27 protein-coding genes and 1 pseudogene are annotated in these 25,263 nt (G+C 57.4%); 16 read left to right on the top strand and 12 right to left on the bottom strand.

Going from position 1 to position 25,263, the window contains the following annotated elements; all coding sequences use genetic code 11:
• Window positions 1-121: 121 nt before the first annotated feature.
• Window positions 122-1,075 (bottom strand): site-specific integrase, encoded by a 954-nt coding sequence (locus tag P8O11_RS04440; protein WP_300292051.1) that lies wholly within the window; start codon window positions 1,073-1,075, stop codon window positions 122-124.
• Between the two features lie 205 nt (window positions 1,076-1,280).
• On the opposite strand from P8O11_RS04440, the gene P8O11_RS04435 reads away from it, so the two are divergent.
• From P8O11_RS04435 to P8O11_RS04420, 4 genes are all read left to right on the top strand, one after another.
• On the top strand, window positions 1,281-2,273 hold the full coding sequence (locus tag P8O11_RS04435; RefSeq protein ID WP_300292059.1) for a porin: 993 nt from the start codon (window positions 1,281-1,283) through the stop codon (window positions 2,271-2,273).
• Between the two features lie 122 nt (window positions 2,274-2,395).
• A complete protein-coding gene (locus P8O11_RS04430) occupies window positions 2,396-3,052 on the top strand; it encodes a YggS family pyridoxal phosphate-dependent enzyme (RefSeq protein WP_300292049.1) in 657 nt (218 codons plus the stop codon).
• Window positions 3,049-4,197 (top strand): benzoate/H(+) symporter BenE family transporter, encoded by a 1,149-nt coding sequence (locus P8O11_RS04425; RefSeq protein ID WP_300292047.1) that lies wholly within the window; start codon window positions 3,049-3,051, stop codon window positions 4,195-4,197. Before P8O11_RS04430 ends, P8O11_RS04425 begins: the two co-directional genes overlap by 4 nt.
• 41 nt (window positions 4,198-4,238) lie before the next feature.
• Window positions 4,239-4,628: a hypothetical protein gene (locus P8O11_RS04420; protein ID WP_300292045.1), complete on the top strand. Its 390-nt coding sequence runs from the start codon at window positions 4,239-4,241 to the stop codon at window positions 4,626-4,628.
• A gap of 106 nt (window positions 4,629-4,734) precedes the next feature.
• On the opposite strand, the gene P8O11_RS04415 is transcribed toward P8O11_RS04420, so the two are convergent.
• Together P8O11_RS04415 and ribA are read right to left on the bottom strand one after the other, a co-directional pair.
• Window positions 4,735-5,229: a L,D-transpeptidase family protein gene (locus P8O11_RS04415; protein WP_300292043.1), complete on the bottom strand. Its 495-nt coding sequence runs from the start codon at window positions 5,227-5,229 to the stop codon at window positions 4,735-4,737.
• A complete protein-coding gene (gene ribA / locus P8O11_RS04410) occupies window positions 5,226-6,317 on the bottom strand; it encodes a GTP cyclohydrolase II (protein ID WP_300292041.1) in 1,092 nt (363 codons plus the stop codon). The genes P8O11_RS04415 and ribA overlap by 4 nt, the downstream gene beginning before the upstream one ends.
• A 140-nt stretch (window positions 6,318-6,457) precedes the next feature.
• Between ribA and P8O11_RS04405 the strand changes: the two genes are divergently transcribed.
• Both P8O11_RS04405 and P8O11_RS04400 read left to right on the top strand, forming a co-directional pair.
• On the top strand, window positions 6,458-7,144 hold the full coding sequence (locus P8O11_RS04405) for a response regulator transcription factor (protein ID WP_300292039.1): 687 nt from the start codon (window positions 6,458-6,460) through the stop codon (window positions 7,142-7,144).
• Window positions 7,145-7,357: 213 nt separating this feature from the next.
• A complete protein-coding gene (locus P8O11_RS04400; protein WP_300292037.1) occupies window positions 7,358-8,035 on the top strand; it encodes a hypothetical protein in 678 nt (225 codons plus the stop codon).
• Here P8O11_RS04400 and P8O11_RS04395 read toward each other — a convergent pair.
• Window positions 8,025-8,357 (bottom strand): hypothetical protein, encoded by a 333-nt coding sequence (locus P8O11_RS04395; RefSeq protein WP_300292035.1) that lies wholly within the window; start codon window positions 8,355-8,357, stop codon window positions 8,025-8,027. The genes P8O11_RS04400 and P8O11_RS04395 overlap by 11 nt on opposite strands.
• Window positions 8,358-8,438: 81 nt before the next feature.
• Window positions 8,439-9,037 (bottom strand): annotated as a pseudogene (locus P8O11_RS04390) (VIT1/CCC1 transporter family protein).
• Between the two features lie 102 nt (window positions 9,038-9,139).
• On the opposite strand from P8O11_RS04390, the gene P8O11_RS04385 reads away from it, so the two are divergent.
• From P8O11_RS04385 to P8O11_RS04370, 4 genes are all read left to right on the top strand, one after another.
• Complete coding sequence (locus tag P8O11_RS04385) at window positions 9,140-9,928, top strand: exodeoxyribonuclease III (RefSeq protein WP_300292033.1); 789 nt, start codon at window positions 9,140-9,142, stop codon at window positions 9,926-9,928.
• Window positions 9,929-10,001: 73 nt separating this feature from the next.
• Window positions 10,002-10,928, top strand: a complete 927-nt coding sequence (locus P8O11_RS04380; RefSeq protein WP_089893979.1) for a tetratricopeptide repeat protein — start codon at window positions 10,002-10,004, stop codon at window positions 10,926-10,928.
• Between the two features lie 8 nt (window positions 10,929-10,936).
• Entirely contained in the window at window positions 10,937-11,584 is a 648-nt protein-coding gene (locus P8O11_RS04375; RefSeq protein WP_300292029.1) for an LON peptidase substrate-binding domain-containing protein, read from the top strand.
• Window positions 11,581-11,766 carry a Trm112 family protein gene (locus P8O11_RS04370; protein WP_300292027.1) on the top strand — a complete coding sequence of 62 codons (186 nt, stop codon included), beginning with the start codon at window positions 11,581-11,583 and terminating at the stop codon, window positions 11,764-11,766. The genes P8O11_RS04375 and P8O11_RS04370 overlap by 4 nt, the downstream gene beginning before the upstream one ends.
• Before the next feature lie 195 nt (window positions 11,767-11,961).
• On the opposite strand, the gene P8O11_RS04365 is transcribed toward P8O11_RS04370, so the two are convergent.
• Complete coding sequence (locus tag P8O11_RS04365; protein WP_300292025.1) at window positions 11,962-13,212, bottom strand: UbiH/UbiF/VisC/COQ6 family ubiquinone biosynthesis hydroxylase; 1,251 nt, start codon at window positions 13,210-13,212, stop codon at window positions 11,962-11,964.
• Between the two features lie 51 nt (window positions 13,213-13,263).
• On the opposite strand from P8O11_RS04365, the gene P8O11_RS04360 reads away from it, so the two are divergent.
• From P8O11_RS04360 to P8O11_RS04345, 4 genes are all read left to right on the top strand, one after another.
• The gene (locus P8O11_RS04360) at window positions 13,264-14,598 is read left to right on the top strand and encodes an amidase (RefSeq protein ID WP_300292023.1); all 1,335 of its coding nucleotides are present in this window, start codon (window positions 13,264-13,266) and stop codon (window positions 14,596-14,598) included.
• Between the two features lie 202 nt (window positions 14,599-14,800).
• The gene (locus P8O11_RS04355) at window positions 14,801-15,979 is read left to right on the top strand and encodes an aminotransferase class I/II-fold pyridoxal phosphate-dependent enzyme (RefSeq protein WP_300292021.1); all 1,179 of its coding nucleotides are present in this window, start codon (window positions 14,801-14,803) and stop codon (window positions 15,977-15,979) included.
• Between the two features lie 12 nt (window positions 15,980-15,991).
• Window positions 15,992-18,922, top strand: coding sequence for a DNA translocase FtsK (locus tag P8O11_RS04350; RefSeq protein WP_300292019.1), 2,931 nt, complete (start codon window positions 15,992-15,994; stop codon window positions 18,920-18,922).
• 121 nt (window positions 18,923-19,043) lie between these two features.
• Complete coding sequence (locus P8O11_RS04345; protein ID WP_300292017.1) at window positions 19,044-19,649, top strand: outer membrane lipoprotein carrier protein LolA; 606 nt, start codon at window positions 19,044-19,046, stop codon at window positions 19,647-19,649.
• Between the two features lie 17 nt (window positions 19,650-19,666).
• Here P8O11_RS04345 and P8O11_RS04340 read toward each other — a convergent pair whose 3' ends face one another.
• Complete coding sequence (locus tag P8O11_RS04340; protein ID WP_300292014.1) at window positions 19,667-20,257, bottom strand: lytic transglycosylase; 591 nt, start codon at window positions 20,255-20,257, stop codon at window positions 19,667-19,669.
• Between the two features lie 219 nt (window positions 20,258-20,476).
• On the opposite strand from P8O11_RS04340, the gene hspQ reads away from it, so the two are divergent.
• A complete protein-coding gene (gene hspQ / locus P8O11_RS04335; protein ID WP_300292057.1) occupies window positions 20,477-20,803 on the top strand; it encodes a heat shock protein HspQ in 327 nt (108 codons plus the stop codon).
• Between the two features lie 109 nt (window positions 20,804-20,912).
• Here hspQ and P8O11_RS04330 read toward each other — a convergent pair whose 3' ends face one another.
• The 5 genes from P8O11_RS04330 to P8O11_RS04310 all read right to left on the bottom strand — a co-directional run bounded on the left by P8O11_RS04330 (window position 20,913) and on the right by P8O11_RS04310 (window position 23,934).
• Window positions 20,913-21,293, bottom strand: a complete 381-nt coding sequence (locus P8O11_RS04330) for a rhodanese-like domain-containing protein (RefSeq protein ID WP_300292013.1) — start codon at window positions 21,291-21,293, stop codon at window positions 20,913-20,915.
• A 2-nt stretch (window positions 21,294-21,295) separates the two neighbouring features.
• Window positions 21,296-22,873 (bottom strand): gamma-glutamyltransferase family protein, encoded by a 1,578-nt coding sequence (locus tag P8O11_RS04325; RefSeq protein WP_300292011.1) that lies wholly within the window; start codon window positions 22,871-22,873, stop codon window positions 21,296-21,298.
• A 257-nt stretch (window positions 22,874-23,130) separates the two neighbouring features.
• Window positions 23,131-23,364 (bottom strand): ATP-binding protein, encoded by a 234-nt coding sequence (locus P8O11_RS04320; RefSeq protein WP_367186832.1) that lies wholly within the window; start codon window positions 23,362-23,364, stop codon window positions 23,131-23,133.
• A gap of 21 nt (window positions 23,365-23,385) precedes the next feature.
• Complete coding sequence (locus P8O11_RS04315; protein ID WP_300292007.1) at window positions 23,386-23,571, bottom strand: hypothetical protein; 186 nt, start codon at window positions 23,569-23,571, stop codon at window positions 23,386-23,388.
• A 24-nt stretch (window positions 23,572-23,595) separates the two neighbouring features.
• The gene (locus tag P8O11_RS04310; protein WP_300292005.1) at window positions 23,596-23,934 is read right to left on the bottom strand and encodes an STAS domain-containing protein; all 339 of its coding nucleotides are present in this window, start codon (window positions 23,932-23,934) and stop codon (window positions 23,596-23,598) included.
• Between the two features lie 98 nt (window positions 23,935-24,032).
• Here P8O11_RS04310 and P8O11_RS04305 point away from each other — a divergent pair, with 98 nt between their 5' ends.
• Complete coding sequence (locus P8O11_RS04305; RefSeq protein WP_300292003.1) at window positions 24,033-25,205, top strand: acetyl-CoA C-acyltransferase; 1,173 nt, start codon at window positions 24,033-24,035, stop codon at window positions 25,203-25,205.
• The last annotated feature ends 58 nt before the right edge of the window (window positions 25,206-25,263 follow it).

The following is a 25,263-nucleotide window of genomic DNA, read 5'->3' as shown; positions in this document are numbered from 1 at the left end:
TGCTCTATCCAGTTGAGCCACGGGGCCGTTAGGGGAGGGGATAGCGTTTTGTGTTGAGGGTGTCAGCCCCAAAGCTTTGGGGCGGGCGGCGCAGGGAGCGCCGCCCTTTTTCTGTTCAGGCCTAGAAATGGCCACCGCCGACAATTCCGCAAACGATTTCGGTACGGTTTTGCAAGAGATCGGGCGCAAGGTGCGCGTAGCGTTGTGTCATTTGCACCGAGCTGTGGCCAAGAAGCGTTTGAACCTCGTAGAGGCTGACTCCTTTGTTGATGAGCAAGCTGGCAAAGGTGTGACGCAGATCATGAATACGCAAATCTTTGAGGCCTGCTTTATCACGTGCCACAAACCATGAGGCATAGAAGCTTTGATAGGCTGTGCGCGTCATCGGGTTTGTGAACAGATAGTTATCGGCCTCGCTTGGCAGCATCATTTCATCAGACTTCTTGCGAATATCCGTCAAAACTTCGATTGCGGCCGTGGAGAGCACGATGCGCCGCGAACGGCCGTTTTTGGAACGCGGAACTGTCCAAATTCTTTTGTCAAAGTCGATATGGGACCAGACCGCCATGCGCGCTTCGCCTTTGCGTGCACCTGTCAGCAGAAGAAACCGCACAAAGAGGTAAAGAAAAGGGTGCTGATTGGCGCGGCAAGCGGCGAGAAGGCGCTCGATCTCGTCAGCACTCAGGAAGCGTTGCGTATGATCGCCGACGGAGAGGCGCTTGATATTTTCCTGCTGAGGATTGTGCGCAGGGAGGTGCCCCCAGTGGCGGGCAAGGCTCAGCATTCCGTTAAGCAAGTGTATGTGCTTGTTAACCGTGCTGCGCTGATAGCCTGCAATGACTTGCTCACGAACCCAGACGTCCATGATCGGGTTCAGGATTTCGTCAAGTTGGTAGCGACCGAGCTTCTCGCGCATGTGTTTGTTGTAGATGCTCCAGTCATGGTGAGACTGTTTTTTGGTCGCCTTGGCGTGGGGAAAATACAAATCATCAAAAAACTGGTTTAGGGTCAGTTTGACTCCTGTGCTACTCTTGTCGGTATAGGGGCCGACAGGGCGACTGAAGAAAGATATCATAGGTGCTCCTTCTGCCGATAATAATGGCAGTTTGGCTTGTTTATAGGTCATGTCGCTGGAGAGATTTCTAGCAACGTGGTTGCATACAATATTCCCACTTTACTAATACGGCGCTAACAGTAGTCTTTTCGCTACCACAGCTCTCGTCGCAACTGCTTCAGTTGCCGCAGCTGATGTAACGTTCAGCGGCTACGGCCGTTTTGGTATCGCATACACAGGTTCAACAGCCGCGACAGCTGGCACAGGCACACCAGCTCAAGTTACAGCCGCTACAACGGCAGTAACTGCAGCACAAACTGCAGCAACAGCTGCAGCAGCGACAGTTACAGCAAACACAGCGGCTGGCACACTGACAGCTGCCGACATCGCAGCAGCAGCAGCAGACGCGACACTCGCCGACGAGCAAGCGGCCCTTGCAGCCATCTCAGGCGGCGCAGCTGGCGCATCTTCAACAGACGTTACTTCACGTCTCCGCATCGTTATCACAGCAACTGCTGAATCAGATGCTGGTGTTACATTCGGCGCGATGACACGCATCCAGCAAGGCGAAGGCCAAACTGGCGCGACAAGCGGTGCACGCTTCTTCGCCAAATCAGGCGGTCTTGAAGTTGGCGTTGGCAACATCTGGGGCGCTTTCGAAAGCATGCCAGGTCAGTACCCAATCGACCTCGGCCTCACAGGTCTCGGCTATGAGTACACTGTTTACGGTGTAGGCGGCGCAGACGCTTACTCATCAGGCGGTCTGGGTTCATCAGGTGCCAACGGCATCGAAGTTATGTACTCAATGGGTGATTTCTCAGCACACATCCCTGCTTCAGACACAAACGATCGTATCGCCGCCTACGGCGCATACACGTTCAGCGGCTGGACAGTTGCTCTGGGTCTGCAAGACTCAACAGCAGCAACAGATGTTGAGCAAACGCTCACAGTTGGCGGCACAGTTGGCCCAGTTTTACTCGGTCTTGCATATGCCAAAACAAACGCTGGCGTAGATCGCACAGTACTGTCAACTGGTATGGACGTAGGCGCGGCAACAAATGTTGAAGCTTACTACGCTGACCAGTCAGACATGTCTGACTCAAGCTACGGCATCGACTTCAACCACAGCCTCGGCGGCGGCACATCGCTCCGCGGTGATGTAGCATCAAAGTTCAACGGCCAGACCGTTGCTGACTTCGGTGTACGCTTCAACTTCTAATCTTAGAAGCTGACCAATCTATAGTTAAGGGCAGGCCGCGCGCCTGCCCTTTTCTTTTGCCCGCTCCTGTTGTTATTTGACTCAAATTGTTTGCACAAATTGGCCCCACAGGAGCGCGCCCCATGTCCCTCTCAGAAATATCCGCCCGTATCGCCAAAGCCGAGGCCAAGGCAGGCCGCTCCGCGGGCAGCGTCGAGCTGATCGCCGTCTCTAAAGTCCAGCCCGATGCACGCGTCGAGGCCGTCCTCAAAGAGGGGCACCGCCTCTTTGGTGAGAACCGCGTTCAAGAAGCTGCAGGCAAATGGCCCGCCTTCCGCGAGAGCTTTCCAGACACCAAAGTGCACCTCATCGGCCCTCTGCAAACCAACAAGGCGCGCCAAGCGTTCGAGCTCTTTGATGCCATCCACACACTCGACAGACCAAAGCTCATAACGGCCTTCGCCCGCCTCGCTCAAGAGACAGGTAAATGCCCTGAACTCTTCGTTCAGATCAACACAGGCGAAGAGCCGCAAAAGGCTGGTTTGAGACCGAAAGACGCCGAAAGCTTTCTCGCCGAATGCGCGCGCAACGACTTGCCAATTTCGGGCCTTATGTGCATCCCACCCGTCGATGAAGAGCCCAGTTTACACTTCGCCCTCCTCGCCAAAATCGCGGCTCGAAACGGCCTCTCAGGCCTCTCGATGGGCATGAGCGGTGACTTCGAAAGCGCCATCGCGCTGGGCGCAACGCATGTTCGCGTCGGCTCCGCTATTTTCGGCGCACGCGCTTACGAACTATGAGCCTTCCCCCGCTTCAAACTGTTTCTACAGGGCTCGTTGTCGCCATTGTCGGCTTCTTCAGCTCCTTTCCCATTGTCCTTCAGGGCCTCACCGCGATGGGCGCGACGCCGTCCGAGGCCAGCTCGGGCCTTATGGCCGCCTCGCTCTCTATGGGCCTCACAGCCATTGTTATCAGTCTCGTCACGCGGCAGCCCTCCTCCGTTGCGTGGTCCACACCCGGCGCCGCCTTCCTCGCCGTCTCTCTCGCGCCCGCGGGCGGTTTTGCCGAGGCCGTCGGCGCCTTTCTAATTGCTGGCGCGCTCACAGTGCTCGCAGGGCTCTATCGCCCCCTGCGGCAGCTCGCCGCAAATGTGCCTCTTCCTCTCGCTCATGCGCTGCTTGCAGGCGTCCTCATAACCCTCTGCGCGCGCCCCTTTCTTGCCCTGGCCGATGCGCCCTATACTGCCGTGCCAATCCTGCTCACATGGTTTGTGGTCGGCAAACTGTCGCGTCTCTTCGCCGTGCCCGCCGCCGTGCTTATGGCCGTCGGGCTGACACTCTGGGGTGGCGCATTCTCGACGCCAGATCACTTTGTAACTCAGCCTGTCATAGTCCTCCCCGCCTTTAGCCTCGCCAGCGTCCTTGGCCTCGCGCTGCCGCTCTTCATCATCACAATGGCCACCCAGAACAGCCCGGGTATGGCCGTTCTCAAGGGAGAAGGTTTTGCGCCACGCCCCGCCTTCTTCCTCTCCGCAGTCGGCATCGCCAGCATCCTCTCCGCCCCCTTCGGCGCCCTCCAGACATGTCTTGCAGCTATCACATCCTCTCTCTGTGCGGGCGCGGACTCACATCCCGACAAAGCCTTGCGCTTCTGGTCTGCCGTCATGGGCGGTGTCTTTTACTGCCTCTTCGGCCTCTTCGCAGCCCTCATCATCTCCTTTGCCGCTGCCGCACCACCCAAAACACTGGAAGTGCTCGCAGGCATTGCGCTTCTTGGCGTCTTCGCCAACTCCGCAAGCGTCGCCCTCGCCGATGCAAAATCTCGCGAAGCCACCGCCATTACATTTCTCACAACAGCCTCAGGCGTCAGCCTCTTCGGGCTCAGCGGTGCCGTCTGGGGCCTCCTCTTTGGTGGCCTCGCCTTTATGTTCTCCCAAAAATCCTAATTTTCCGCTAATCTCGCTCTCATGTTCAACAGGAGACCAGTATGAAGCGCATCGCTCTTTTCACCGCCCTCACGCTCACCGCTGCAACAACAGCTCAAGCAGATATGCAGCTCAGCTTCAAAGGCTGGGGCAATATTCCCTCCTGCACCACGGGTCGCCCCAATACAGTCGGTAACCCTGCCTTTACGCTCAAAGTTATCCCCACAGGTACAACTCAAGTCCAGATCCGCCTCAAAGACCTCAATGTCCCCAGCTACAACCATGGCGGCGGCAAAGTCAAAATGACAGCCGATGGAACAATTCCCGAAGGGACATTCAAATACAAAAGCCCCTGCCCACCCTTTGGTTCCCATACCTACGAATGGACTGCCACAGCCAAAAAAGGCAGCAAGACTTTGGCCAAAGCGAAGGCCAGCCAGAAATACCCCTGAAGATCAGGCCAGAAGGGTGTTTCTTTTTCTTTCTATAAATATTCCAGGGGGTCTGGGGGACAGCGTCCCCCAGCGGGGCGGTTTGGCGCAGCCAAAGCGCAAGCTCTCAGCAGACAATCAGCCGCGTGCCAATCTCAATCCGCGCCGCGATCCAGTGCAAATCCGCACGCGCAAACGCAATACAGCCTTCGGTCGGATATCCGCTGCGCCGCCACTGGTGCAAAAAGATAGCCGAGCCTTTGCCTGCTTCGGCCTCGGGCCAGTTCCAATCCGTCACAATCACAAGGTCATAAAGCGGGTCGGCTCGCCGCAGGCGCTCGTGGCTGCCGCCGTGAGGCGCACGCACAGGCAGATTGTAAGAAGCGTCTCCGCTCTCGTCCGACCATAGGTCTCGCGGCCCGATCGGCTCTGCCCAGACCCGCGGCTGCACGAGGCGGTCAGGTCGATACAACATCCCGACAAGCCGGTGTACCCCCCTGGGCGTCGCCCCATCGCCCTCGCGCTTGGCCGCAGAAAGCCCGCCCTTGCCAATCACACAAGGAAACCTCCGCCCCAAAAAGCGCAGGCCCGTCGGCGTCAGAACAAGATCAGCCACACTCAAAGCAAATGCCCCGATTTCGCCGCCTTAACCTTAAGGTAGCCGTGGTTATGCGCATTTCCACCCACAACAAGCGGTACACGCTCGACCACTTTCACACCCGTCTTTTCCATCATGGATATCTTGGCTGGGTTATTCGTCATCAGCCTGATCGCGCCAAAGCCAAGCTCTTTGAGAATGGCACTGCCCACCCGAAAATCGCGCTCGTCGTCTTCAAAACCGAGGCGGTGATTGGCCTCAACCGTATCAAAGCCTTGGTCCTGCAAACTATAAGCGCGCATTTTGTTGGCAAGACCAATCCCACGCCCCTCTTGGTTGAGATAAAGTAAAATACCTGCGCCCTCAGCGCCCATCTGCGCCAAAGCGCCACGCAGCTGTGGGCCACAATCGCATTTGAGCGAGCCCATAAGATCGCCCGTAAAGCACGCCGAATGCAGCCGCGTCAGCACAGGTAGCGCTCGGTCGGGCCGCCCAATCTCAATGGCGTAATGCTCTTCGCTGCCGTCCTCAGGACGAAACACATGCAGCCGCGTGTTTTCTGCCACCTCAATGGGCACACGAGCTGCCACAATCTCCTGCAAAGCCGCGCTCGCGTCCATCGCCTGCGCCGCCGCCTCCGCATTCACCACAGTCAGCCGCTCCGCAGCCGCAAACGCCTCAGCATCCGCCAGATCGGCCACCAAAGCCGCAGGCAAAAGCCGCGCCGCCTTACACAACGTGAGCGAAAGCCGATGAAGCTGCGCCCCGCCCTCGCGCGCGCTCTGAAGCGGCCCTTTCATCGGGTTCGCCAGGTCGTCCTTCGGGTCCGCGACAGCCAAGACCCAGCGTAAATCTGCACCGTCAGGCAGCACAATTCGCGCCATATCGCCGTCATAACTCCGCGCCTTCAGCGTCTCCGCGCGGCGTGCCGTAATCGCCAACACAGGGGCCAGCCCCCGCGCGCGCATCGCCTCAAGCCGCGCGCTCTCCGCCGTCTCTGCCGCCATCACAAGCGCCGCACCATCAGCGCTCACAAGGACCACAGGCACACCAATACGCAGGTCTGCCCGCGCGCGTGCCAAGGTCTCGTTTATGTCAGGGCCTAAATTCATGGCACATCCTTAGGCCAAAAAATTGCAGAACTGAAACAAAAACAGCCTGTGCAACACGAGCGCGTGAAACCTTGCTACAAAACTTGCCAGCGCCGTGATCTGCCCTATTTCTAATAGGCACAACCCGATAGGAGGCCCTCATGGCGCAACTCAGAAAAATCCTGCTCGTCGACGATGATGATGACCTGCGCGAAGCGTTGAGTGAACAACTTGTCATGACCGAAGACTTTGACGTCTTCGAAGCCGACAGCGGCGCAACCGCCATGCAAAAGACCAAAGAAGGCCTCTATGACCTGATCATCCTCGATGTCGGCCTCCCCGATACCGACGGCCGCGAACTCTGCCGCCTGATGCGCAAACAGGGTGTCAAAGCGCCTGTCCTCATGCTCACAGGCCACGACAGCGACGCTGACACAATTCTCGGCCTAGATGCAGGCGCCAATGACTACGTCACCAAACCATTCAAGTTTCCAGTCCTGCTCGCGCGTATCAGTGCCCAACTGCGCCAGCATGAGCAAAGCGAAGACGCGGTGTTCACGCTTGGGCCATATACCTTCAAGCCCTCAATGAAGATGCTGATCACAGAAGGTGAGAAAAAGATCCGCCTGACCGAGAAAGAAACAAACATCCTCAAGTTCCTTTATCGCTCCACAGACGGCGTCGTCGCGCGCGATGTGCTGCTTCACGAGGTCTGGGGCTACAACGCAGGGGTTACAACCCATACGTTAGAGACACACATCTACCGCCTGCGCCAGAAAATCGAGCCAGATCCCTCCAATGCAAGGCTTCTGGTCACAGAGTCAGGAGGCTACCGCCTCGTCGCTTGAAAAATAAAGTGATTTGATCTGCATCAAAGATGCATCTCAAAGTTGCCAATACAAGTTAAGTATACCCTCGCATATGCGGTCTATCATATGCACCTCCCTGTTGGACTTTGGCCGAGCCCCGCGCTCGGCCTTTTTTTTGGGACAGCTCTCTTTGCCACAAAAGCCCTTCACGCTATGCTCCCAAAGCGTCAATATCACCAGTGAGGGCTTGTTATGCATCCGTTTATCCTATTTTCCGCCGTGCTTCTCTTCTGCAAAGCCCTGCTACCAGTGCCCGCAAACGCACAGGAACTTGTGGTCAACAATCTCTCCAACAACACAGTTTATGTCGGCATCTGCGCCGTACGGGACGGTCAGATCCGCATGTGCCGCTATGATTCCACGCCTCCCTTGAGCGAAGATAGCTTTGATCTAGCCCTTGGCAGCCGCTTTCGCGGTTCGACATGCGGTTTGTCCCACAAAAGCATGGAGTTTCGTGCCGAGCAGGGCGATGAGCTCTATTTCGCACTGGCCCGCGCCCGAGGCAACGTCATCCGTCCATCTCAAGGCGCCAAATATGATCGCAAGCTTTGGTATATGCCCGAAATGGGCGAGCGGACCACACCACCAACCTACAACAGCCAGCCCTTTTCGATCCGCCACAGATGCAGCTACTCTGTGTCACTCGGCTCTGATATTGCCTTGCTCTCTACTTTCCACGACACAGTGATCGACTGGGAGAAATTCTTCCAAACCGGCCAACACACCTTCCTGAAAAAGACAGCAACAGAAGGCTTCCTCCGCAGCATAGATACCACAGAGACTCTGCCAGACCTGCTCGAATACTTCTGGGATGATGCCCTGTTTTACGGGATCAAGTCTGGCACATTGACCTTTACAATCAAGCCTTAAGCACAGCTCGCCCAGGCGCAGGCACTGCCATGACAAACCCTTCCTGCGCGCGGCGGTTTCGCTCCTCAAGGCAGCGGTTGTAGCGCTCCAGCTTGGCATCATGATCAGGTCCACAGGCCCGCACACAGCGCTTCGTGCCAGGAATGCAGCTCTTCATCTCCATGCGCAGGGCAGGGTTGGACACATCATATTGTGGACAGACCTCATAGGCGCGATGTGGAATAGGCGGCCAGCATTTGTTTCGGAAATCAGCACAGGCGGCCAAGGGCAATACCAGCGCCACAAGAACAAAAACACGCATCAGACGTACAAAGAAAACCATAAAACCCCCAAACGTTTCACTCAATTTTCATGCCCAAGCATAAAAGGCCGCCCGCCGCGCGGTCAACCTCATGGGACAATTCTAAACAACCACCCCAAAAAGCCGCCCCAACAATGCGCTCACAGCCATGGCAAATATACCCCAGACCACAACCCGCAGCATGGCTGGCCCCTTTGGCGCGCCGCCCGCGTAGGCCCCCAGTGCGCCCAAAACAACAAGCGCAAACACCGTCACGGCCAGCACCACTGTTATAATAGAGTCTGCTGGCGCAAGTACGGCCGCCACAAGAGGCACAGCCGCAGCGACAGAAAAGGTCATGCCCGAAGCCAAAGCCGCCTCAAAGGGCCGCGCTCTTCATAAATTTGAACAAGCTCGTTGATTTCGGTCTCGGGGTTCTGCTCCAGAGACTTGGTTTCACGCGCAATATCGGCCTTCTCGATATCCGATTGCGACGAAACCGAAACATACTCGCCCGCCGACATCGACATCGCCCAAGCCACCAGCCCCGCAAAGCCCGCCAAAAACACGGTCTTCGCTTCGGGCTCCGCTGCAGCCACTCCGACAATCAACGCCGAAGTGGAGACGATCCCGTCGTTCGCCCCCAAGACAGCGGCACGTAGCCAGCCACTCCTGTTTACATAATGTCGCGTTTCGGGATGTGCGGGCGGTCCATTTGCCATGAGTGTATTCCTGTCTGTTCTACGAAGCATCACAAGCAATAGTCGATTCCCTGTCCATGCATGTTGTGTTAGATCTAAGGCTCTTTCAGTCAGGAGCACCACATGTCATTCACACTCGCCACTTGGAACATCAACTCCGTGCGCCTGCGCGAACCTCTGGTGCTCAAGCTGCTCTCTGAAGAAGCCCCCGATGTTCTCTGCCTGCAAGAGTGCAAAAGCCCTGTTGATAAGATCCCCCTCGATGGCTTCAAAGCGCTCGGCTATACCCACATGGTCGCACGCGGCCAGAAGGGCTACAACGGCGTCGCGATCCTCTCCAAAATCCCCATGGTCGAAGCGGGCGCCGAAGATTACGCAAGCCTCGGCCACGCCCGCCATATCGCGGGCAAGCTCGAAAACGGCGTTACTGTTCATAACTTCTACGTCCCCGCTGGCGGCGATGTCGCCGACCGTGAGGTCAACGAAAAGTTCGGCCAGAAGCTCGATTACCTCACCGAGATGCGCGACGCGTTCCATGCCGCAGCCCCTCAAAAATCGATCCTCGTGGGCGATCTTAATATCGCACCCCGCGAAGACGACGTCTGGGACCACAAGAAACTCCTCAAAGTCGTCTCCCACACCCCCATCGAAGTCGAAGCCCTCGCGCAGACGCAAGACGCAGGCAAATGGGTCGACATCACCCGTCAGGATATCCCAGAGGGTCTGCTCTATTCGTGGTGGTCCTACCGCGCCAAAGACTGGGACGACGCCGACAAAGGCCGCCGCCTCGATCACGTCTGGGCCACCCCCGACATCTCAAACGCTGGCCATTCCTCCCGCGTCCTGCGCGCCGCCCGCGGCTGGACCCAGCCCTCCGACCACGCGCCAGTCTTCGCCACGTTTGATATCTAACCGCGCCCGCCCCTTGCAAGCGCGGCGCGCATCCCTCAAATAAAGGGCAACACATCTTCCAAAGGAGTCCCCGATGGACCTCAATCTTTCACAGCCCGCCGCAACAGAAAATCTGATCTTTGACGTCACAGAAGCCACCTTCATGAAAGACGTAGTTGAAGCCTCGATGGAGACCCCGGTGATCGTCGACTTCTGGGCGCCATGGTGTGGCCCCTGCAAGACGCTCGGGCCGATGCTTGAAGGCGCCGTGACCAAAGCCAAGGGCGCGGTCAAAATGGCCAAGGTCGATGTTGATCAAGAGCAGCGCCTCGCCCAGATGCTCGCCCAGCAGGGCCTCCCGATCCAATCGATCCCCACAGTTGTCGGCTTCTACCAAGGCCGCCCCGTGGATATGTTCCAAGGCGCCGTGCCCCAGTCGGAGCTTGACGCTTTCGTGAAGAAAGTCGTCGATGCCGCGGGCGGTGATGCCTCAGGTGGGCTTGATGATGCGGTCGCTGCTGCCGAAGATATGCTCGCCGAAGGCGCAGCCGCCGACGCCGCACAAACTTTCGCTGCGATCCTCGAAGAAGAGCCGAACCATGCCGCAGCCTACGGTGGCCTCGTCCGCGCCTATATCGCGCTCGATGATCTCTCGGGCGCAGAAGCTACGCTCAATGGCGCTCCCGCCGAAATCAGCGCCGCCCCCGAGCTTGAGGCCGCTCATGCCCAGCTTGAGCTTGCCAAACAAGCCGCAAATGCTGGCCCCGTCGCAGAGCTTCAGGCCGCCTCCGAGGCCAACCCCGATGATCACCAAGCGCGCTTTGACTACGCCAATGCACTGCAAGGCGCGGGTGATATGGCCGAGGCCGTCGCCCAGTTGCTTGAGCTCTTCCGCCGCGACCGCGAGTGGAACGATGGCGCCGCCAAAGCCCAGCTCTTCACACTGTTTGACGCCCTGCCGCCACAAGACCCAATCGCGTTGGCAGGCCGCCGCAAGCTCGGCTCCATGATCCTGATCTGAGGAAAAACATGCGCAAATTCAAAGATCTTCCCAGCGTCCTTCCCATCTTTCCGCTTCCTGGTGCGCTGCTCTTGCCACGCTCCAATATGCCGCTGCATATCTTTGAGCCGCGTTACCTCACCATGCTTGATGACGCGCTCAAAACGCCCGAACGTCTCATCGGAATGATCCAGCCCGACACAGGCCCACACAGTGCCGATGATGCGCTGATGACAATCGGCTGCGCTGGCCGCATCACCCAGTTCAACGAAACAGATGATGGCCGCTACATGATCACCCTTACGGGCATATCGCGGTATCGCATCTCTTCCCAAGTCGAGGGCTTCGCGCCCTACCGTCGTGCTGAAGTAAGCTGGGATGGTTTTGAAAAAGACATGGGCCCCGAAGAGCACGACCCCGTTTTTGACCGCGCCAAATTCCTCGCACTGCTCGAGCGATTCTTCTCCGCCAAGGGCCTCAACACAGACTGGGAAACCCTGCAAGAGGCCGATGACGAACTCCTCGTGAACTCCCTCTCCATGCTGCTTGATTTCTCCCCCGAGGACAAACAGGCGCTGCTCGAAGCGCCCTCTCTTTCCACCCGTCGCGAAACCCTCGTGACCCTGATCGAATTCGCCCTGCACAGCGGCGGCGATGGCGAGGATATTCTCCAATGACCGAAACACCCGCGTTCGACCGCCACATGCTCGAAGCCCTCGTTTGCCCCGTCTCTCAAGGGCGGCTCGAATATGACGCCGAGGCCCAGGAGCTGATCAGCGCCTCCGCAAACCTCGCCTACCCTATTCGCGATGGCATCCCTGTGATGCTGTTTGATGAAGCGCGCAAGCTCGAGGCGTAACTGCGCATTCCGCGCTCGGAAAACGGCAATCTGCCAAGCCAGCCTCTAACATCGCCCAAACCCACCGCACGCAGCGTCAACACCTGCGCGTTGCCCCAAAACCCCGTTTTGTCGGTGCACGGGCTGTGCACGGGTTGTGCACGCTTTTCACCCCCCCTCTCCTGAGAGGGTTCAAAACGCGTTAACCTTTGGAGATCACAATTGCATGAGGTCGGGTAAATCGCCGTTCAAACCTGCCGCTTCGCGCATAAATCCGCGTTTCACACCAGGCATCGCATTGATCAGCCCCATGCCAAGGTCACGCCCCGCTCTGAGGATCGGATTATCATTTGAAAACAGCTTGTTGGTTAGATCTGTCGTCGCCGCCAAAGTCGCCGTGTCAAACCTGCGCCAGCCTTGGTAGCGCTCCAGCACAAGCTGGCTGGCAAAGTCCTCGCCGCGCTGCTCTGCGTGCTCGATCACATGCGCCAGCGCCGCCACATCGCGCAGCCCCGCATTGAGCCCCTGCCCCGCAATCGGATGCATCCCGTGCGCCGCATCGCCAACAAGCACAAGTCGTTGTTCTATAAAGGAATTCGCAATGGTCAACTTGAGCGGATAGGCAAAGCGCTTGCCGTCCAGTTTGATCTCCCCGAGGAAGCCCCCAAAGCGCGGGCGCAGAACTTCAAGATAGTCTGAATCACTCAGATTGTTGATGCCACTCGCCCGTTCCGTGCGCTCTGACCAGACAATAGAGCTGCGGTTCCCCGGAAGCGGCAAAATAGCCAACGGCCCCTCAGGCATAAAAAATTGATGCGCAATGCCATTATGCGGTTTTTCATGGGCAATCGCGCAAACAAGAGCCGTTTGGCCATACTCCCAGCCCGTGCGCCTGATTCGTGCGCGCTCAGCCGTGCCTGATGCACGTCCGTCCGCCCCAACAATCAGCCGTGTAGAATGCACATCGTCAGACGCCAAAGTCAGCCACGCACCGCTATCATTCACCTCTTGGGAAACAACCTTTCCCTCGATGGTTTCGATCCCCTCATGCGCCGCCACCGCCTCAAGCAACGCGCGTCGCAGGTAACGGTCTTCAAGCATATGGCCCATAGGGCCCTCTTCCAGCTCGCCCCGCTCGAAATGCAGGAAAAACGGCGCTGGCCCTTGCCCTGCACGGCCATCGCTTGCCTTGATCTCGTTCATAGGCTGTGCGTGCTCAGACACCTTATTCCAAAGGCCCAAACGCTGCAAAAGTCGGATCGAAGCGAAGGCCAAAGCATAGGCCCGTCCATCAAACGCTGCATTCGCACGTACGGTTTCAGGCTGCGCATCAATGATGCTCACACGCCGCCCCCGCGCGGCCAAAGCCAGCGCCAAAACGGGGCCGTTTAGCCCGCCGCCTACGATTGCAATATCACTGTCATATGTCATGTGTTTCACTATGCCTGAACCTGCGGGATTGTCCATGCAACAGAACGCCGCTACCGTGGTTTTGAACGCAGCGAAAAGGGATGTAAAATGGAAAAATGGCTCACAATGAGCATGGCCGATCTGGGCCGTGGTATCGCCGCAGGCGAGATTGATCCCATTGACCTTACAGAAAAATATCTCTCCGCCATCAAGGCCCACCCCTTCGGCACACGCATCTATGCCCGCCTCACAGAAGAGCGCGCCCGCGCCGAAGCAAAGGCCGCCTCCGAGCGTGCCAAAGCAGGCTTACGCCGCGGCCTGCTTGATGGCGTTCCCGTGAGCTGGAAAGACCTGTTTGATACAGCGGGTACAGCCACAGAAGCGGGCTCCGCCCTCCTCAAAGACCGCGTGCCAGATAGCGACGCATGGGTGCTTCAAAACGCAACCAAAGCGGGCCTCGTTTGCCTCGGCAAAACCCATATGAGCGAGCTGGCCTTCTCTGGCCTTGGTCTCAACCCTGTGACCGAAACACCCCCTTGTGTAAACGATCATGCCTCTGTTGCAGGCGGGTCTTCCTCTGGTGCGGCGGCCTCTGTCGCCTTTGCTCTGGCGCCTTGTGGTATTGGCTCAGATACGGGCGGAAGCGTCCGTATCCCTGCGGCATGGAACGATCTCGTCGGCCTCAAAACCACAGCCACCCGCATCCCCCTGACAGGCGTTGTTCCGCTCTGCGAAAAGTTTGACACAATCGGCCCGCTCTGCCGCACAGTGGAAGACGCCGCCCTCATGCTCGCTGCGCTCGAAGGTGGACAAGCCGCCGATCTTAAAGGCGCCTCAGCAAAAGGTCTGCGCCTCGCCATCCTTGACACCATCGCCCCAGATGATGTTCGGGGCGCGCCCAAAGCCGCCTTTGACAACGCGGTTGCGCGCCTCAAAGCCGCAGGCGCAACGATCGAACACATAGAGGCCCCCGAAGTCGCCGATGTTATGCCGCTCTCGGCCATCCTCTTCACATCCGAAGCCTACGGCACTTGGAAAGAAATCATTGAGGCCGCACCAGACAAAATGTTCCCCGAAATCCTCGCTCGCTTCCGTTCAGGCGCGGGCCATGCCGCCGCCGATTATGTCGCGGCGTGGCAAGCCATTGACGCAGCGCGCTCGAAATGGGCCACGCGTGTCGCCGGATATGACGCCGTCCTCCTGCCCAGCGCACCCATTTTGCCGCCCGACGCCGAGCGGCTAATGACAGATAGCGACTATTATATCACAGAAAACCTGCTCTCCCTACGCAACACGCGCATCGGCAACCTCCTCGGTCTGCCTGCGATAACCCTGCCAACAGACACACCCAGCTGCGGAATTCTGTTCATGGGCTCAGCTTTTGAAGAAGAAAAGCTCCTCCGCGTGGCCGCCGCTGCTGAGAAAGTCTTCTCAAGCACCTGACCTGTGCCATGATAGAAAAGCGCCGCCAACGTCCCGCGAAGGCGTCAACGGATAGCCTATTGGCAGTTCAAACCTCGCATGGGGCGCTATAAATGCCACAAACTGCCTGAATCCACACAGTTTTTCTGGACGAAGCGAGCTTGCTTGAGTAATTTGATTTCAAACGGGGCGCTAATGACCCCGACTTTGAGGCAGTATTGATATGTTTCCCGAGCGGTTTTCGAACCTTCCGGCCTATGCGTTCCCGCGTTTGCGCGCCCTGTTGGATCACCATCCTGCAGGCGGCGAAACCGTGCATATGACCATCGGCGAGCCAAAGCACCCCTTCCCCACTTGGGTCGGCGAAGAGCTGGCCGCGCACATCAAAGGCTTCAACAGCTACCCCCCCAATGACGGCAGTGAAGCCCTGCTTACTGCCATTTCAGGCTGGCTCAAGAGCCGCTTCTCCATAACGGCCGCCGCAGATACGCAAATCTTGGCTCTCAATGGAACGCGTGAAGGCCTTTACAACGCCTGCATGGCCCTCGTGCCTGAGAAGGTGCAGGGTGATACGCCCAATATCCTGATGCCGAACCCCTTTTATCAAGTCTATGCCGTTGGTGCCGCCTCTGTCGGGGCACGACCAATCTTCGCAAATGCGACAGAAAGCACTGGCTTCCTGCCTGACTTCTCTGGACTGCCCACTGATATTCTCAAGAAAACAGCTGCTGCCTTTATCTGTTCGCCCTCCAATCCGCAGGGCGCAATCGCCAGTCGCGCTTACCTGCGCGAGCTAATCTCCTTGGCGGAGCAGTTTGATTTCCAGATCTTTGCTGATGAATGCTACTCGGAAATTTATCGCAATGATCCGTCCCCCAGCGCGCTGGATGTCGCCGCCGAGATGGGCACACATCCCGAACGCGTGGTGATCTTTCATTCGCTTTCCAAACGATCCAACTTGCCTGGCCTGCGCTCAGGCTTTGTTGCAGGCGGGCCGCAAACTATCGCACGCCTGAAGCAGCTGCGAAACTATGCTGGTGCACCACTCCCGACGCCACTTCAGGCCGTAGCCGCACGCGTCTGGGCCGATGAAGAGCATGTGATTGAGAACCGTAAGCTCTATCAGGAAAAATACACCATTGCGGACAAGGTCATGGCCGATTTCGAAGGCTATCAAGGCCCCGAGGGCGGTTTTTTCCTTTGGCTTCCAGTGGAAGACGGCGAAACCGCCGCGCTCAAACTCTGGCGCGAGACAGGCGTGCGTGTGCTCCCCGGAGCCTACCTGAGCCGCGACGCTGAAGGCCGCAATCCAGGACAGAATTACATCAGGGTCGCCATGGTGGCCCCAAAAGAAGAAATGCAGCAGGGGCTCCTCCGCCTCAAAAGCTGCTTACAAAGCTGAGGACGAGGGAAAATGGCATACCAGACACGTGGACGCGATCCGCTTCTCGATAGCAAAATGGCAGAAGCCATCGAAAAACGCGGCAAAGAGCTGATCGGCATTGGGCTTGTCATCGTGGCTCTGGCGGCAGCCGCTATGATTGCCTCCTACAATCCCAATGACCCCTCTTGGCTCTCTGCCACAGACGCTCCAGTCCAAAACTGGATGGGTGGCATCGGAGCAGCCATCGCTGCACCTCTCTTTATGATCATCGGATGGGGAAGCTGGGGCATCGCAGCCGCGCTCCTTGCTTGGGGTCTTCGTTTCGCCCTCCACTTCGGAGCAGACCGCGCCATCGGCCGCTTGATCTTCGCACCAATCTGGCTTGCGCTTCTCTCCGTTTATGCTTCTACCCTCGTACCAGGCGAAACATGGACACATTCTTTCGGCCTTGGCGGCCTCTTCGGCGACACTGTTCTTGGCAGCCTCCTCGGCCTGCTGCCCGTCGGTGCAAGCTTTGGCCTCAAAGTCCTCTCTCTTGTTCTTGGCTCCGCGATGATCGCATTTGGCGCGTTTATCCTCGGTTTCACACGGCCTGAGCTTCGCTACATCGGTCGTTTCCTCCTCATCGGAACAATCATTGCCTATGCCACCGTCATGAAAGTTTTGGGCAAAACAGCAACAGGCGCGATGACTGCTGCCCAAACAATGCAAGAGCGCAACCGCGCTCGCCGCGAGCAACGCGCGATCGCCCGCGCCGAAGCCGCCGAATGGACGGCCCTGCAAGATGCCCAGAGCCTTGAGGTTCTGCCACGCGCGCCTGCCGCCTATGCCCACCATGACGAGCCACCGCTCACAAAGGAGCCCGCCGAGAAGACAGGCCTGCGCGCACTTATGCCCAATCTTATTCGTCGCGCAGAGCCTATGCCCGAACAAGAGCTTGTCGAAACCGCGCCACAATTTTTTCATGGCGAGCCCCCTGCCCCATCGGACGACCGCATCAAAGCCAAGATCGCCGATGTGATCAAATCACGCGTGCGCCACAGTCCAACAATCCAATCGGCCGTCGCTGCACCCCTTACCAAAGGCCGTGGGCACGGCCCCGTGCCTCTTGTGCTTGACACAACGCCAGCCCACTTGCGTGCCGAGCCCCCACTGACAGGTGGAGGCATCCCAAGCCTGCCGCCAGAGCCACAGCTCACAGCAGCCTACGCGCCAGAGCCCCAAGGATTTGAAGCGTCCGAGGCTAATATTTTCGACGACTACGCCGACGAAGCGGTCATCGACGAGACATTCGCACCAGAAGAAGTGCCCGCCGCGCCGCGCGCCTTTTCAATCCCGACGGCTGAACCAAAGAAGGTCGTTCAACACGCTGTCAAAAAGCCAGTTCAAACCAGCACGCGTGCCAAAGCCGAGGCCCAGCCGACCTTCAAATTCGAAGACAAGCGCCCCGCCTACGAGCTTCCTCCTCTTTCGCTTCTCGCCGATCCGGTCAAAATCGAACGGTTCCATCTCTCCGATGAAGCCCTAGAGGCCAACGCCCGTATGCTGGAGTCCGTACTCGATGATTACGGCGTCAAAGGCGAGATCGTCTCGGTCCGTCCTGGCCCTGTCGTCACAATGTATGAGCTCGAGCCCGCGCCAGGCTTGAAAGCCTCGCGTGTGATCGGCCTCGCCGATGATATCGCCCGTTCCATGGCCGCTCTTTCCGCGCGTGTTTCTACTGTCCCCGGACGCTCGGTCATCGGCATCGAGCTCCCCAATGACAACCGCGAGATGGTCGGCTTCCGCGAGATCCTCTCGGGCCGCGAATACGGCGATGGCAACCACAAACTGCCCCTCGCACTTGGCAAAGATATCGGCGGTGATCCCATCGTCGCCAACCTCGCCAAGATGCCTCACCTGCTCATCGCGGGTACAACTGGCTCAGGCAAATCCGTCGCGATCAACACGATGATTCTCTCGCTCCTCTACAAGCTTACGCCTGAAGAGTGCCGCATGATCATGATCGACCCCAAAATGCTCGAACTCTCCGTCTATGACGGCATCCCGCACCTGCTCTCCCCCGTTGTGACCGACCCGAAGAAGGCCGTGGTTGCGCTCAAGTGGACAGTCGGCGAGATGGAAGAGCGCTACCGCAAAATGTCCAAAATGGGCGTGCGCAACATCGACGGCTATAACTCCCGCGTGGCCGATGCTCTGGCCAAAGGCGAGATGTTCTCTCGCACCGTCCAGACGGGCTTTGACGACGACACAGGCGAGCCAGTGTTTGAGACAGAAGAAATGCAGCCCGAGAAAATGCCCTATATCGTCGTCATCGTCGACGAGATGGCCGACCTTATGATGGTCGCGGGCAAAGAGATCGAAGCCTGCATCCAGCGCCTCGCGCAAATGGCGCGCGCCTCGGGCATTCATATCATCATGGCCACACAGCGCCCCTCGGTTGACGTCATCACAGGCACAATCAAAGCCAACTTCCCCACGCGGATCAGCTTCCAAGTGACGAGCAAGATCGACAGCCGCACAATCCTTGGCGAAATGGGTGCCGAGCAACTCCTCGGTATGGGCGACATGCTCTATATGGCTGGTGGTGCCAAGATTACACGCTGCCACGGCCCCTTTGTCTCCGATGAAGAAGTCGAAGAGATCGTCAATCACTTGAAGGCATTCGGCCCACCAGAATATGTCTCTGGCGTGGTCCAGGGCCCACCCGATGACAACGCAAGCGATATCGACGCCGTCCTCGGCCTCGGCGGCAACACCGATGGTGAAGACGCGCTTTACGATACAGCCGTCGCCATCGTCATCAAAGATCGCAAGTGCTCCACATCCTACATCCAGCGCAAGCTCTCGATCGGCTACAACAAAGCCGCAAAGCTTGTCGAACAGATGGAAGACGAAGGCATCATCTCGGGCGCAAACCACGTCGGCAAACGCGAAATCCTCGTGCCAGAACAGCACTAAGCGGTCTTTCACCCTTAAAATCATCGAAACACCAGTTTGTTATCGCTTAACAACTGGTGTTTTCGTATTTTACCCCCAAGTCACTGGTGCAACGAAGCCCCTGAACACTTAGGTATTGGTTATGAAACTCAAACACATTTTTCTCGTCCCTGTTCTGGCCCTTGCCCTCGCAGCCCCCGCCGCCGCGGAAAAGCTTTCACTCAACGCGCTCTCGCAATATCTCAACGCGATGAAGACAGCCAAAGGCGCCTTCACCCAGATCAACGATGATGGGACAATCTCCACAGGCACGATCTACATCAAACGCCCAGGCAAAATCCGCTTCGAGTATAACCCCCCCGAAGAAACCCTCGTGCTGGCCAGCGCCAACACCGTGGCCATCTTTGACCCGAAGACAAACCAGGGCCCTGAAAGTTACCCCTTGGCTAAAACGCCCCTCTCAATCATCCTCGCGCGCACAGTAGATCTCGCAAGCGCCAATATGGTGACAGGCCACAGCTTTGATGGCACAGCCACAGTGATCACGGCGCAAGACCCTGCACACCCCGAGTACGGCAACATCCAGCTTAAATTTACAGGAAGCCCCGTAGAGCTGCGCCAATGGATCATCAATGACGACACCGGCTCAAGCACAACAGTTGTGCTGGGCGAGCTCGCAAAAGGCGGCTCTCTGCCCAACGCCTTGTTTGATATCGATGCCAATACGAAGAAACGCGGCGGGCGCTAGCCGACCGCGTCACTAGCTCAGCGAAAGCGCCTGCAGCTCGCCAATTGGGCTTTATACATCTCTGAGCGCTGGCCAACTTCTCCAGCCACCCGCATCAACCAAGCCTTTTGACGATAGGTTCCTCGGGCATAGCCTGTATGGCCGTCGTGGTAGGCCAGATACTGGTTTCGCGCATCATGAAGCGAAATACCGTTCCGCTCCCGACTGATGTTCATATAGTAGCCCATGAAGTCACTCGCATCGCGGATATTATTCCGCCGCGCCATGCGTTTGCCTTCTTTGCGTTGGTATTCTTTCCAGGTCGCATCCAGTGCTTGCGAATAGCCAAAAGCGCTCGACTGTCGCCCGACAGGGATCACCCCGAGCTTATACTGAAACGGCGTGCGCGCGTCAGACTTGAACTTGCTTTCTTGGTAAATGGTAGCCATCTGCACATGCACAGGCACGCCCCATTTGCGCTCGGTCGCCTTGAAGGCTTTGTAATAGGTTGGGCGCTCTTTCAACAGGGCACATGCATTATCGAGCTGCCTTGGCGCGCTCGTTCCTGCCCCACGACCACAGGCCGCCAGCGTTGCCACAATTAGAAATGCGCAAAGGATTCTGCTCATCTGCCCCTCGCTTGCTTATTTTTTTCAAAGCATAGCGCATCATGGCCAAAACCTAAATCAAATTTCCGGGCCGCAAGCGCTTTTCTGCGCGCAAGCGAGCCCCAGATGCATCGAACTGTCGGCGAGAGCGTCACAGAGTGTTTCCATCATTTTCACGCTCCGAAATAGACAAGCCCCCATTGAAAGCGTTAAGCTGCTCGGGTAGGGGCTAAACTCATGATGATACGCAAACGCGCCAAATACCACCTCGGACAAGTCGTCCGCCACAAGAAGCACGCTTTCCGAGGGGTTGTTTTTGATGTGGACCCGCAGTTTTCAAACACTGACGAATGGTATGAAGCAATCCCCGAGGACAGCCGCCCCCAAAAGGAGCAGCCCTTTTATCATCTCCTCGCCGAAAATGATCAGAGCTACTATGTGGCCTATGTCTCCGAACAAAACCTCGTCGCAGACTATTCAGGCGAGCCCGTCGATCACCCCGACATCCCTGATCTTTTCGGCCCCTTTCAGGACGGCCAATACCCGCTCCAGTTCCAACTGAACTGAGCTGGAATTCCAACCTGCACACTCTTCTTCTTTTTAAAAATATCCCAGGGGGTGCGGGGGACAGCGTCCCCCGCTACGGTCGGATTGTGCGTAGCACAATTCGAAACCGCTATTCCACAGGCCGCCCGTCCTTCTTCCACGCGCCAAAGCCACCATCCATCTCGGCAATATTCTCGCCGCCCATGTCCTTTAAAGCTTTCGCCGCTAAAGCCGAGCGCCATGCGCCAGCACAAAACAGGATAATCTTCTTGTCGGTGGCAAAAGCCTCTTTGTGGTAGGGGCTCGCAGGATCAAACCAGAATTCCAACATCCCCCGCGGCGCATGCATCGCGCCAGGAAAGCGCCCCTCCCGTTCAAGCTCGCGAGGGTCGCGAATATCCACGACAAGCGCCTCTCCTGCTTCCACCAGCCGCCAGACTTCGTCGCGGCTCAGCGTTTCAATCTCTTCTTTCGCCCGCATCACGAGCTCTTTCACAGGTGTAATTACCATGCTCAATACCCCAGCGCCGCGCCGTCTTTGCGCGGATCAGACGCGCCTTCCAGCACGCCATCGTTTCTGATGCGAATGGCCTGCGCCCCGCCGAGCGGTCCGTCAGGCACAACAACTTTATGTCCCATGTCGGCAAGCTCGGCACGCACAGCCTCACTATAGCCCTTCTCAACTTTTAGCTCGCCCGCATCCGAAAAACACCGCGGTGCATCAATCGCGCTCTGCGCATCCATACCAAAATCAGTCATATTAGTAACAAACCGCGCATGACCACAAGACTGATACTGCCCCCCCATCACACCAAAAGGCATCGTCGCGCGGCCATTTTCAGCCAGCATTCCGGGAATAATTGTATGCATCGGCCGCTTACCTGCGCCGTAAACGTTCGGATGGCTTTCATCCAAGGTAAATCCTGCACCACGATTTTGCAGCAAAATCCCGAATTTTTCAGAGGCAATACCAGAGCCAAATCCATGGAAAATGGAATAGATAAAGCTCACAGCCATGCGGTCTTTATCTACAACAGTAATATATACAGTGTCCTTATGGACCGCCTCACTGATAGGGGCAGCCGCAGCCCTCGCGCGCTTCGGATCAATCAGCGCAGCCAACTTTGCCGCCGTCTCCAAGCTCAGCATATGCTCTACACGCTTGGACACATCAGGATCGGCAATAAAGCGGTTGCGCGCATCATAAGCGAGCTTCGTCGCCTCCGCTTCAATATGCGCTCGCATCGCACCAAACGGCTCCATGCTCGCCAGATCAAAATGGCTCAGGATATTGAGCATCAAGTTGGCCGTTGCGCCCTGGCCGTTCGGCGGGTGCTCCAGAAGGTCTGCACCCTTATAATGGCTTCCAACAGGCTCTGTGTAAAAGCTCGCTGCATTGGCAAAGTCGCTCAGCTCGTGAACGCCGCCAAGCGCCTTAAGCGCCGCGACCATATCTTCGGCGACTTCGCCTTCATAAAAGCCCTTCCGCCCCTCTTTCGCAACACGCCGCAGCGCCTCAGCCTGCGCAGGTGCGCGAAACATCTGGCCGACTTCGCCAGGCTTGCCATCAATCATATAATGCGATCGCCCGTGCCCCTGAAGCGCTTTGCCCGCTTCTGGCCAGTCAAACGCCACCCGCGCCGCGACAGGCACACCCTCTTCGGCATAGCGGATCGTCGGCGCAAGAATAGCATCGATCCCAATCTTTCCGTAATCTTCCGAAAGGCGGCAAAATGCGTCCATTGCCGTAGGGATTGTAACAGCCTCAGGTCCGTTCAGCGGCACAGTGGTCTCCCCCCGTGCTTTCAGCGCAGCAAGGTCCGCGCCTGCAGGCGCACAGCCCGACCCGTTGAGCGCGCGAATGGCCCCGCCCTCCTTATCCTGAAACAAGACAAAGCAGTCACCACCGATCCCTGTCATCTGCGGTTCGCAAATTCCAAGCAGAACCGCGCCAGCAATCGCAGCATCCATAGCGTTGCCGCCACGCTCCATAATATCAACAGCAACTTTCGCCGCCAAAGGGTGCGAGGTCGCGCACATGCCGTTTTGGGCCAATACGGGCGAACGCCCCGGAAAATGAAAATCGCGCATATCTCGTCCATCCTGTTTCGCTTCACAGAAAAGACTATGCTCCGCAAAGACCAAAGCCAATGCGGATTCATTAGAAGGAAACGTCAGAAAGGTAAGGCCTCGGCGCCGCACACTGGGTGGGGGCTATTAACGCACAGCGCCGAGGGAAGCTATATGCAGCTACAAAGAGGGTTATGACAGTTGAATCAGGCGAATCTTCGGGCTGAATATGTCATTTTCAAGTTTTCTTGATTCCTGAGGGAACATCGCTGAAATCCTCAACGCAAGATAGAGAAGCACAGCTCATTGTGGCCCGCCTTGCGCTGATAGGTCAGATCCTTGGCCAGCTTGCGCACCAGATACCAGCCAAAGCCGCCCTCCGGCAGGCCTTCCAGCGGCCCGTCAAGTCTTGGCAAGACGCCGCGAGGCAGCTCTTTCATAGGCAAAGCCCGCCCTTCATCAACGACCAAAAAGCGCAGCTCCGCCTCCTGCAACGTCAGTTTCATCACAATACGCCCTTGTGCAGAGCTCCCTTAAGCATGTTCCACAATATTGTTGAGAACCTCGCCCAGAACAACTTCAGCGGACCCGATCACATCACCGCCGATACCCAGCTCTGCAAGTGCGCAGGCCATTTGCTTCAAAGCCTTCCGCACTTCAAATTCGCAGCTTGGAAACTCAAGCTTCAGAGACTTCGGATTTTGGTCTGACTCGCGCATCTTCTGCACTTCCTCAATCGGCGACTAACCCGCCTGATAGAGCTTCGGAATATCGTCCACGCTGCTATGGATCGTAAAAATAGAATCCATCCGCGTCAGCCGAAACACTTTATCAACAGTCGGAGTCAACCCCGCAAGATCAAGCCGCCGTGTCGTCCCCATAAGTTTCATCACAGCCACGATCGCGCCCAGCCCGCTCGAATCCACAAACTGAACATCCCGCAGATCAAGCGCCACATGGCTTGCCGCCCCTGTCAACTCGCGCAGGGCATCCTTAAACTTGAGAGCAGCAGCCGCATCAATACGCTCCGCCATAACCCTTACAATCAACACATCGCCCGTTTCCATACAGCTAAACTCCATAATTCTCTCCGTTACCGTAGAAATACGCCCTTGAGTGACAAGACTAGACGGCAAACCTTTCTATTCGGTAATGAAGGAGCAACTCAGGAGGACTCCCCATGAAAAAAGTGATGATCGCAGGTGCAGCCCGCACGCCCATGGGCGGCTTTCAAGGTGTTTTTGATGGTGTTCCCGCCTCAACACTCGGCGGCGCCGCCATCCGCGCTGCGCTCGAAAACGCTGGCGCAAACACGGTCGACGAGCTGCTCATGGGCTGCGTTCTCCCCGCAGGCCAAGGTCAGGCCCCTGCGCGTCAGGCTGGCTTCGCAGGCGGCTTGGGCGAGGATGTTCCCGCCACAACTGTCAATAAAATGTGTGGCTCAGGCATGAAAACCACAATGATGGGCTTTGACCAGATCGCCCTCGGTAACACAAACACAGTGATCACCGGCGGCATGGAATCTATGTCAAATGCGCCCTATCTTCTCGAAAAAATGCGGTCAGGCGCGCGGATCGGGCACCAGAAGGTAATTGATCATATGTTCCTCGACGGATTGGAAGACGCCTATGACAAAGGCCGCCTCATGGGTACATTCGCGGAAGACTGCGCTGAGAAATACCAGTTCACCCGCGCCTCGCAGGACGACTATGCCATCGGCTCTCTCAACGGCGCCCTTGAAGCAATCCGCTCTGGGGCCTTTGACGGCGAAATCGCCCCCGTCACCCTGACAACACGCAAGGGCGAGGTCATCATCACAGAGGACGAACAACCCGCAAAAGCGCGCCCCGAAAAGATCCCCACACTAAAACCCGCCTTTCGTGAGGGTGGCACAGTCACAGCCGCCAATGCCTCCTCGATCTCCGATGGCGCGGCCGCACTCGTTCTCGCCTCCGAAGAGGCCGCAAAAACCCAAGGCCTCACTGTCCGAGCGCAGATCATTGGCCACGCCAGTCACGCCCAAGCGCCCGGATGGTTCGCCACTGCGCCAATTCCCGCGGCGCAAAAACTCCTCAAAAACATCGGCTGGAGCGTGGAGGACGTAGACCTCTGGGAGGTCAACGAAGCCTTCGCTGTGGTCCCGATGGCCTTCATGCAAGACATGGGCATCACCCGCGACAAGATCAACGTCAACGGCGGCGCTTGCGCCCTCGGTCACCCGATCGGCGCTTCAGGCACGCGCATCATCGTCACACTTCTCAACGCCTTGGAAAAACGTGGTCTCAAACGCGGCGTTGCCGCAATCTGCATCGGTGGCGGCGAAGGCACAGCAATCGCAATCGAACGCGTCTAACCCTTTTTCTTTCTCTAAATATCCCGGGGTCTGGGGCAGCGCCCCAGCTCTGCTCTCC

The organism is Lentibacter sp., assembly GCF_029254145.1.
In the GTDB taxonomy this organism is placed as follows: Bacteria; Pseudomonadota; Alphaproteobacteria; order Rhodobacterales; family Rhodobacteraceae; genus Lentibacter.
This window is presented reverse-complemented; position numbering and strand designations above follow the sequence as displayed.

Coding starts and splice junctions, on each gene's coding strand:
- P8O11_RS04425 (WP_300292047.1), top strand. CDS start 3,049: ATGAGCCTTCCCCCGCTTCAAACTGTTTCTACAGGGCTCGTTGTCGCC.
- P8O11_RS04360 (WP_300292023.1), top strand. CDS start 13,264: ATGGAAAAATGGCTCACAATGAGCATGGCCGATCTGGGCCGTGGTATC.
- P8O11_RS04395 (WP_300292035.1), bottom strand. CDS start 8,357: ATGGTTTTCTTTGTACGTCTGATGCGTGTTTTTGTTCTTGTGGCGCTG.
- P8O11_RS04400 (WP_300292037.1), top strand. CDS start 7,358: ATGCATCCGTTTATCCTATTTTCCGCCGTGCTTCTCTTCTGCAAAGCC.
- P8O11_RS04405 (WP_300292039.1), top strand. CDS start 6,458: ATGGCGCAACTCAGAAAAATCCTGCTCGTCGACGATGATGATGACCTG.
- P8O11_RS04340 (WP_300292014.1), bottom strand. CDS start 20,257: ATGAGCAGAATCCTTTGCGCATTTCTAATTGTGGCAACGCTGGCGGCC.
- P8O11_RS04385 (WP_300292033.1), top strand. CDS start 9,140: ATGTCATTCACACTCGCCACTTGGAACATCAACTCCGTGCGCCTGCGC.
- ribA (WP_300292041.1), bottom strand. CDS start 6,317: ATGAATTTAGGCCCTGACATAAACGAGACCTTGGCACGCGCGCGGGCA.
- P8O11_RS04350 (WP_300292019.1), top strand. CDS start 15,992: ATGGCATACCAGACACGTGGACGCGATCCGCTTCTCGATAGCAAAATG.
- P8O11_RS04355 (WP_300292021.1), top strand. CDS start 14,801: ATGTTTCCCGAGCGGTTTTCGAACCTTCCGGCCTATGCGTTCCCGCGT.
- P8O11_RS04365 (WP_300292025.1), bottom strand. CDS start 13,212: ATGGACAATCCCGCAGGTTCAGGCATAGTGAAACACATGACATATGAC.
- P8O11_RS04440 (WP_300292051.1), bottom strand. CDS start 1,075: ATGATATCTTTCTTCAGTCGCCCTGTCGGCCCCTATACCGACAAGAGT.
- P8O11_RS04305 (WP_300292003.1), top strand. CDS start 24,033: ATGAAAAAAGTGATGATCGCAGGTGCAGCCCGCACGCCCATGGGCGGC.
- P8O11_RS04315 (WP_300292007.1), bottom strand. CDS start 23,571: ATGCGCGAGTCAGACCAAAATCCGAAGTCTCTGAAGCTTGAGTTTCCA.
- hspQ (WP_300292057.1), top strand. CDS start 20,477: ATGATACGCAAACGCGCCAAATACCACCTCGGACAAGTCGTCCGCCAC.
- P8O11_RS04380 (WP_089893979.1), top strand. CDS start 10,002: ATGGACCTCAATCTTTCACAGCCCGCCGCAACAGAAAATCTGATCTTT.
- P8O11_RS04345 (WP_300292017.1), top strand. CDS start 19,044: ATGAAACTCAAACACATTTTTCTCGTCCCTGTTCTGGCCCTTGCCCTC.
- P8O11_RS04375 (WP_300292029.1), top strand. CDS start 10,937: ATGCGCAAATTCAAAGATCTTCCCAGCGTCCTTCCCATCTTTCCGCTT.
- P8O11_RS04370 (WP_300292027.1), top strand. CDS start 11,581: ATGACCGAAACACCCGCGTTCGACCGCCACATGCTCGAAGCCCTCGTT.
- P8O11_RS04430 (WP_300292049.1), top strand. CDS start 2,396: ATGTCCCTCTCAGAAATATCCGCCCGTATCGCCAAAGCCGAGGCCAAG.
- P8O11_RS04325 (WP_300292011.1), bottom strand. CDS start 22,873: ATGCGCGATTTTCATTTTCCGGGGCGTTCGCCCGTATTGGCCCAAAAC.
- P8O11_RS04330 (WP_300292013.1), bottom strand. CDS start 21,293: ATGGTAATTACACCTGTGAAAGAGCTCGTGATGCGGGCGAAAGAAGAG.
- P8O11_RS04310 (WP_300292005.1), bottom strand. CDS start 23,934: ATGGAGTTTAGCTGTATGGAAACGGGCGATGTGTTGATTGTAAGGGTT.
- P8O11_RS04420 (WP_300292045.1), top strand. CDS start 4,239: ATGAAGCGCATCGCTCTTTTCACCGCCCTCACGCTCACCGCTGCAACA.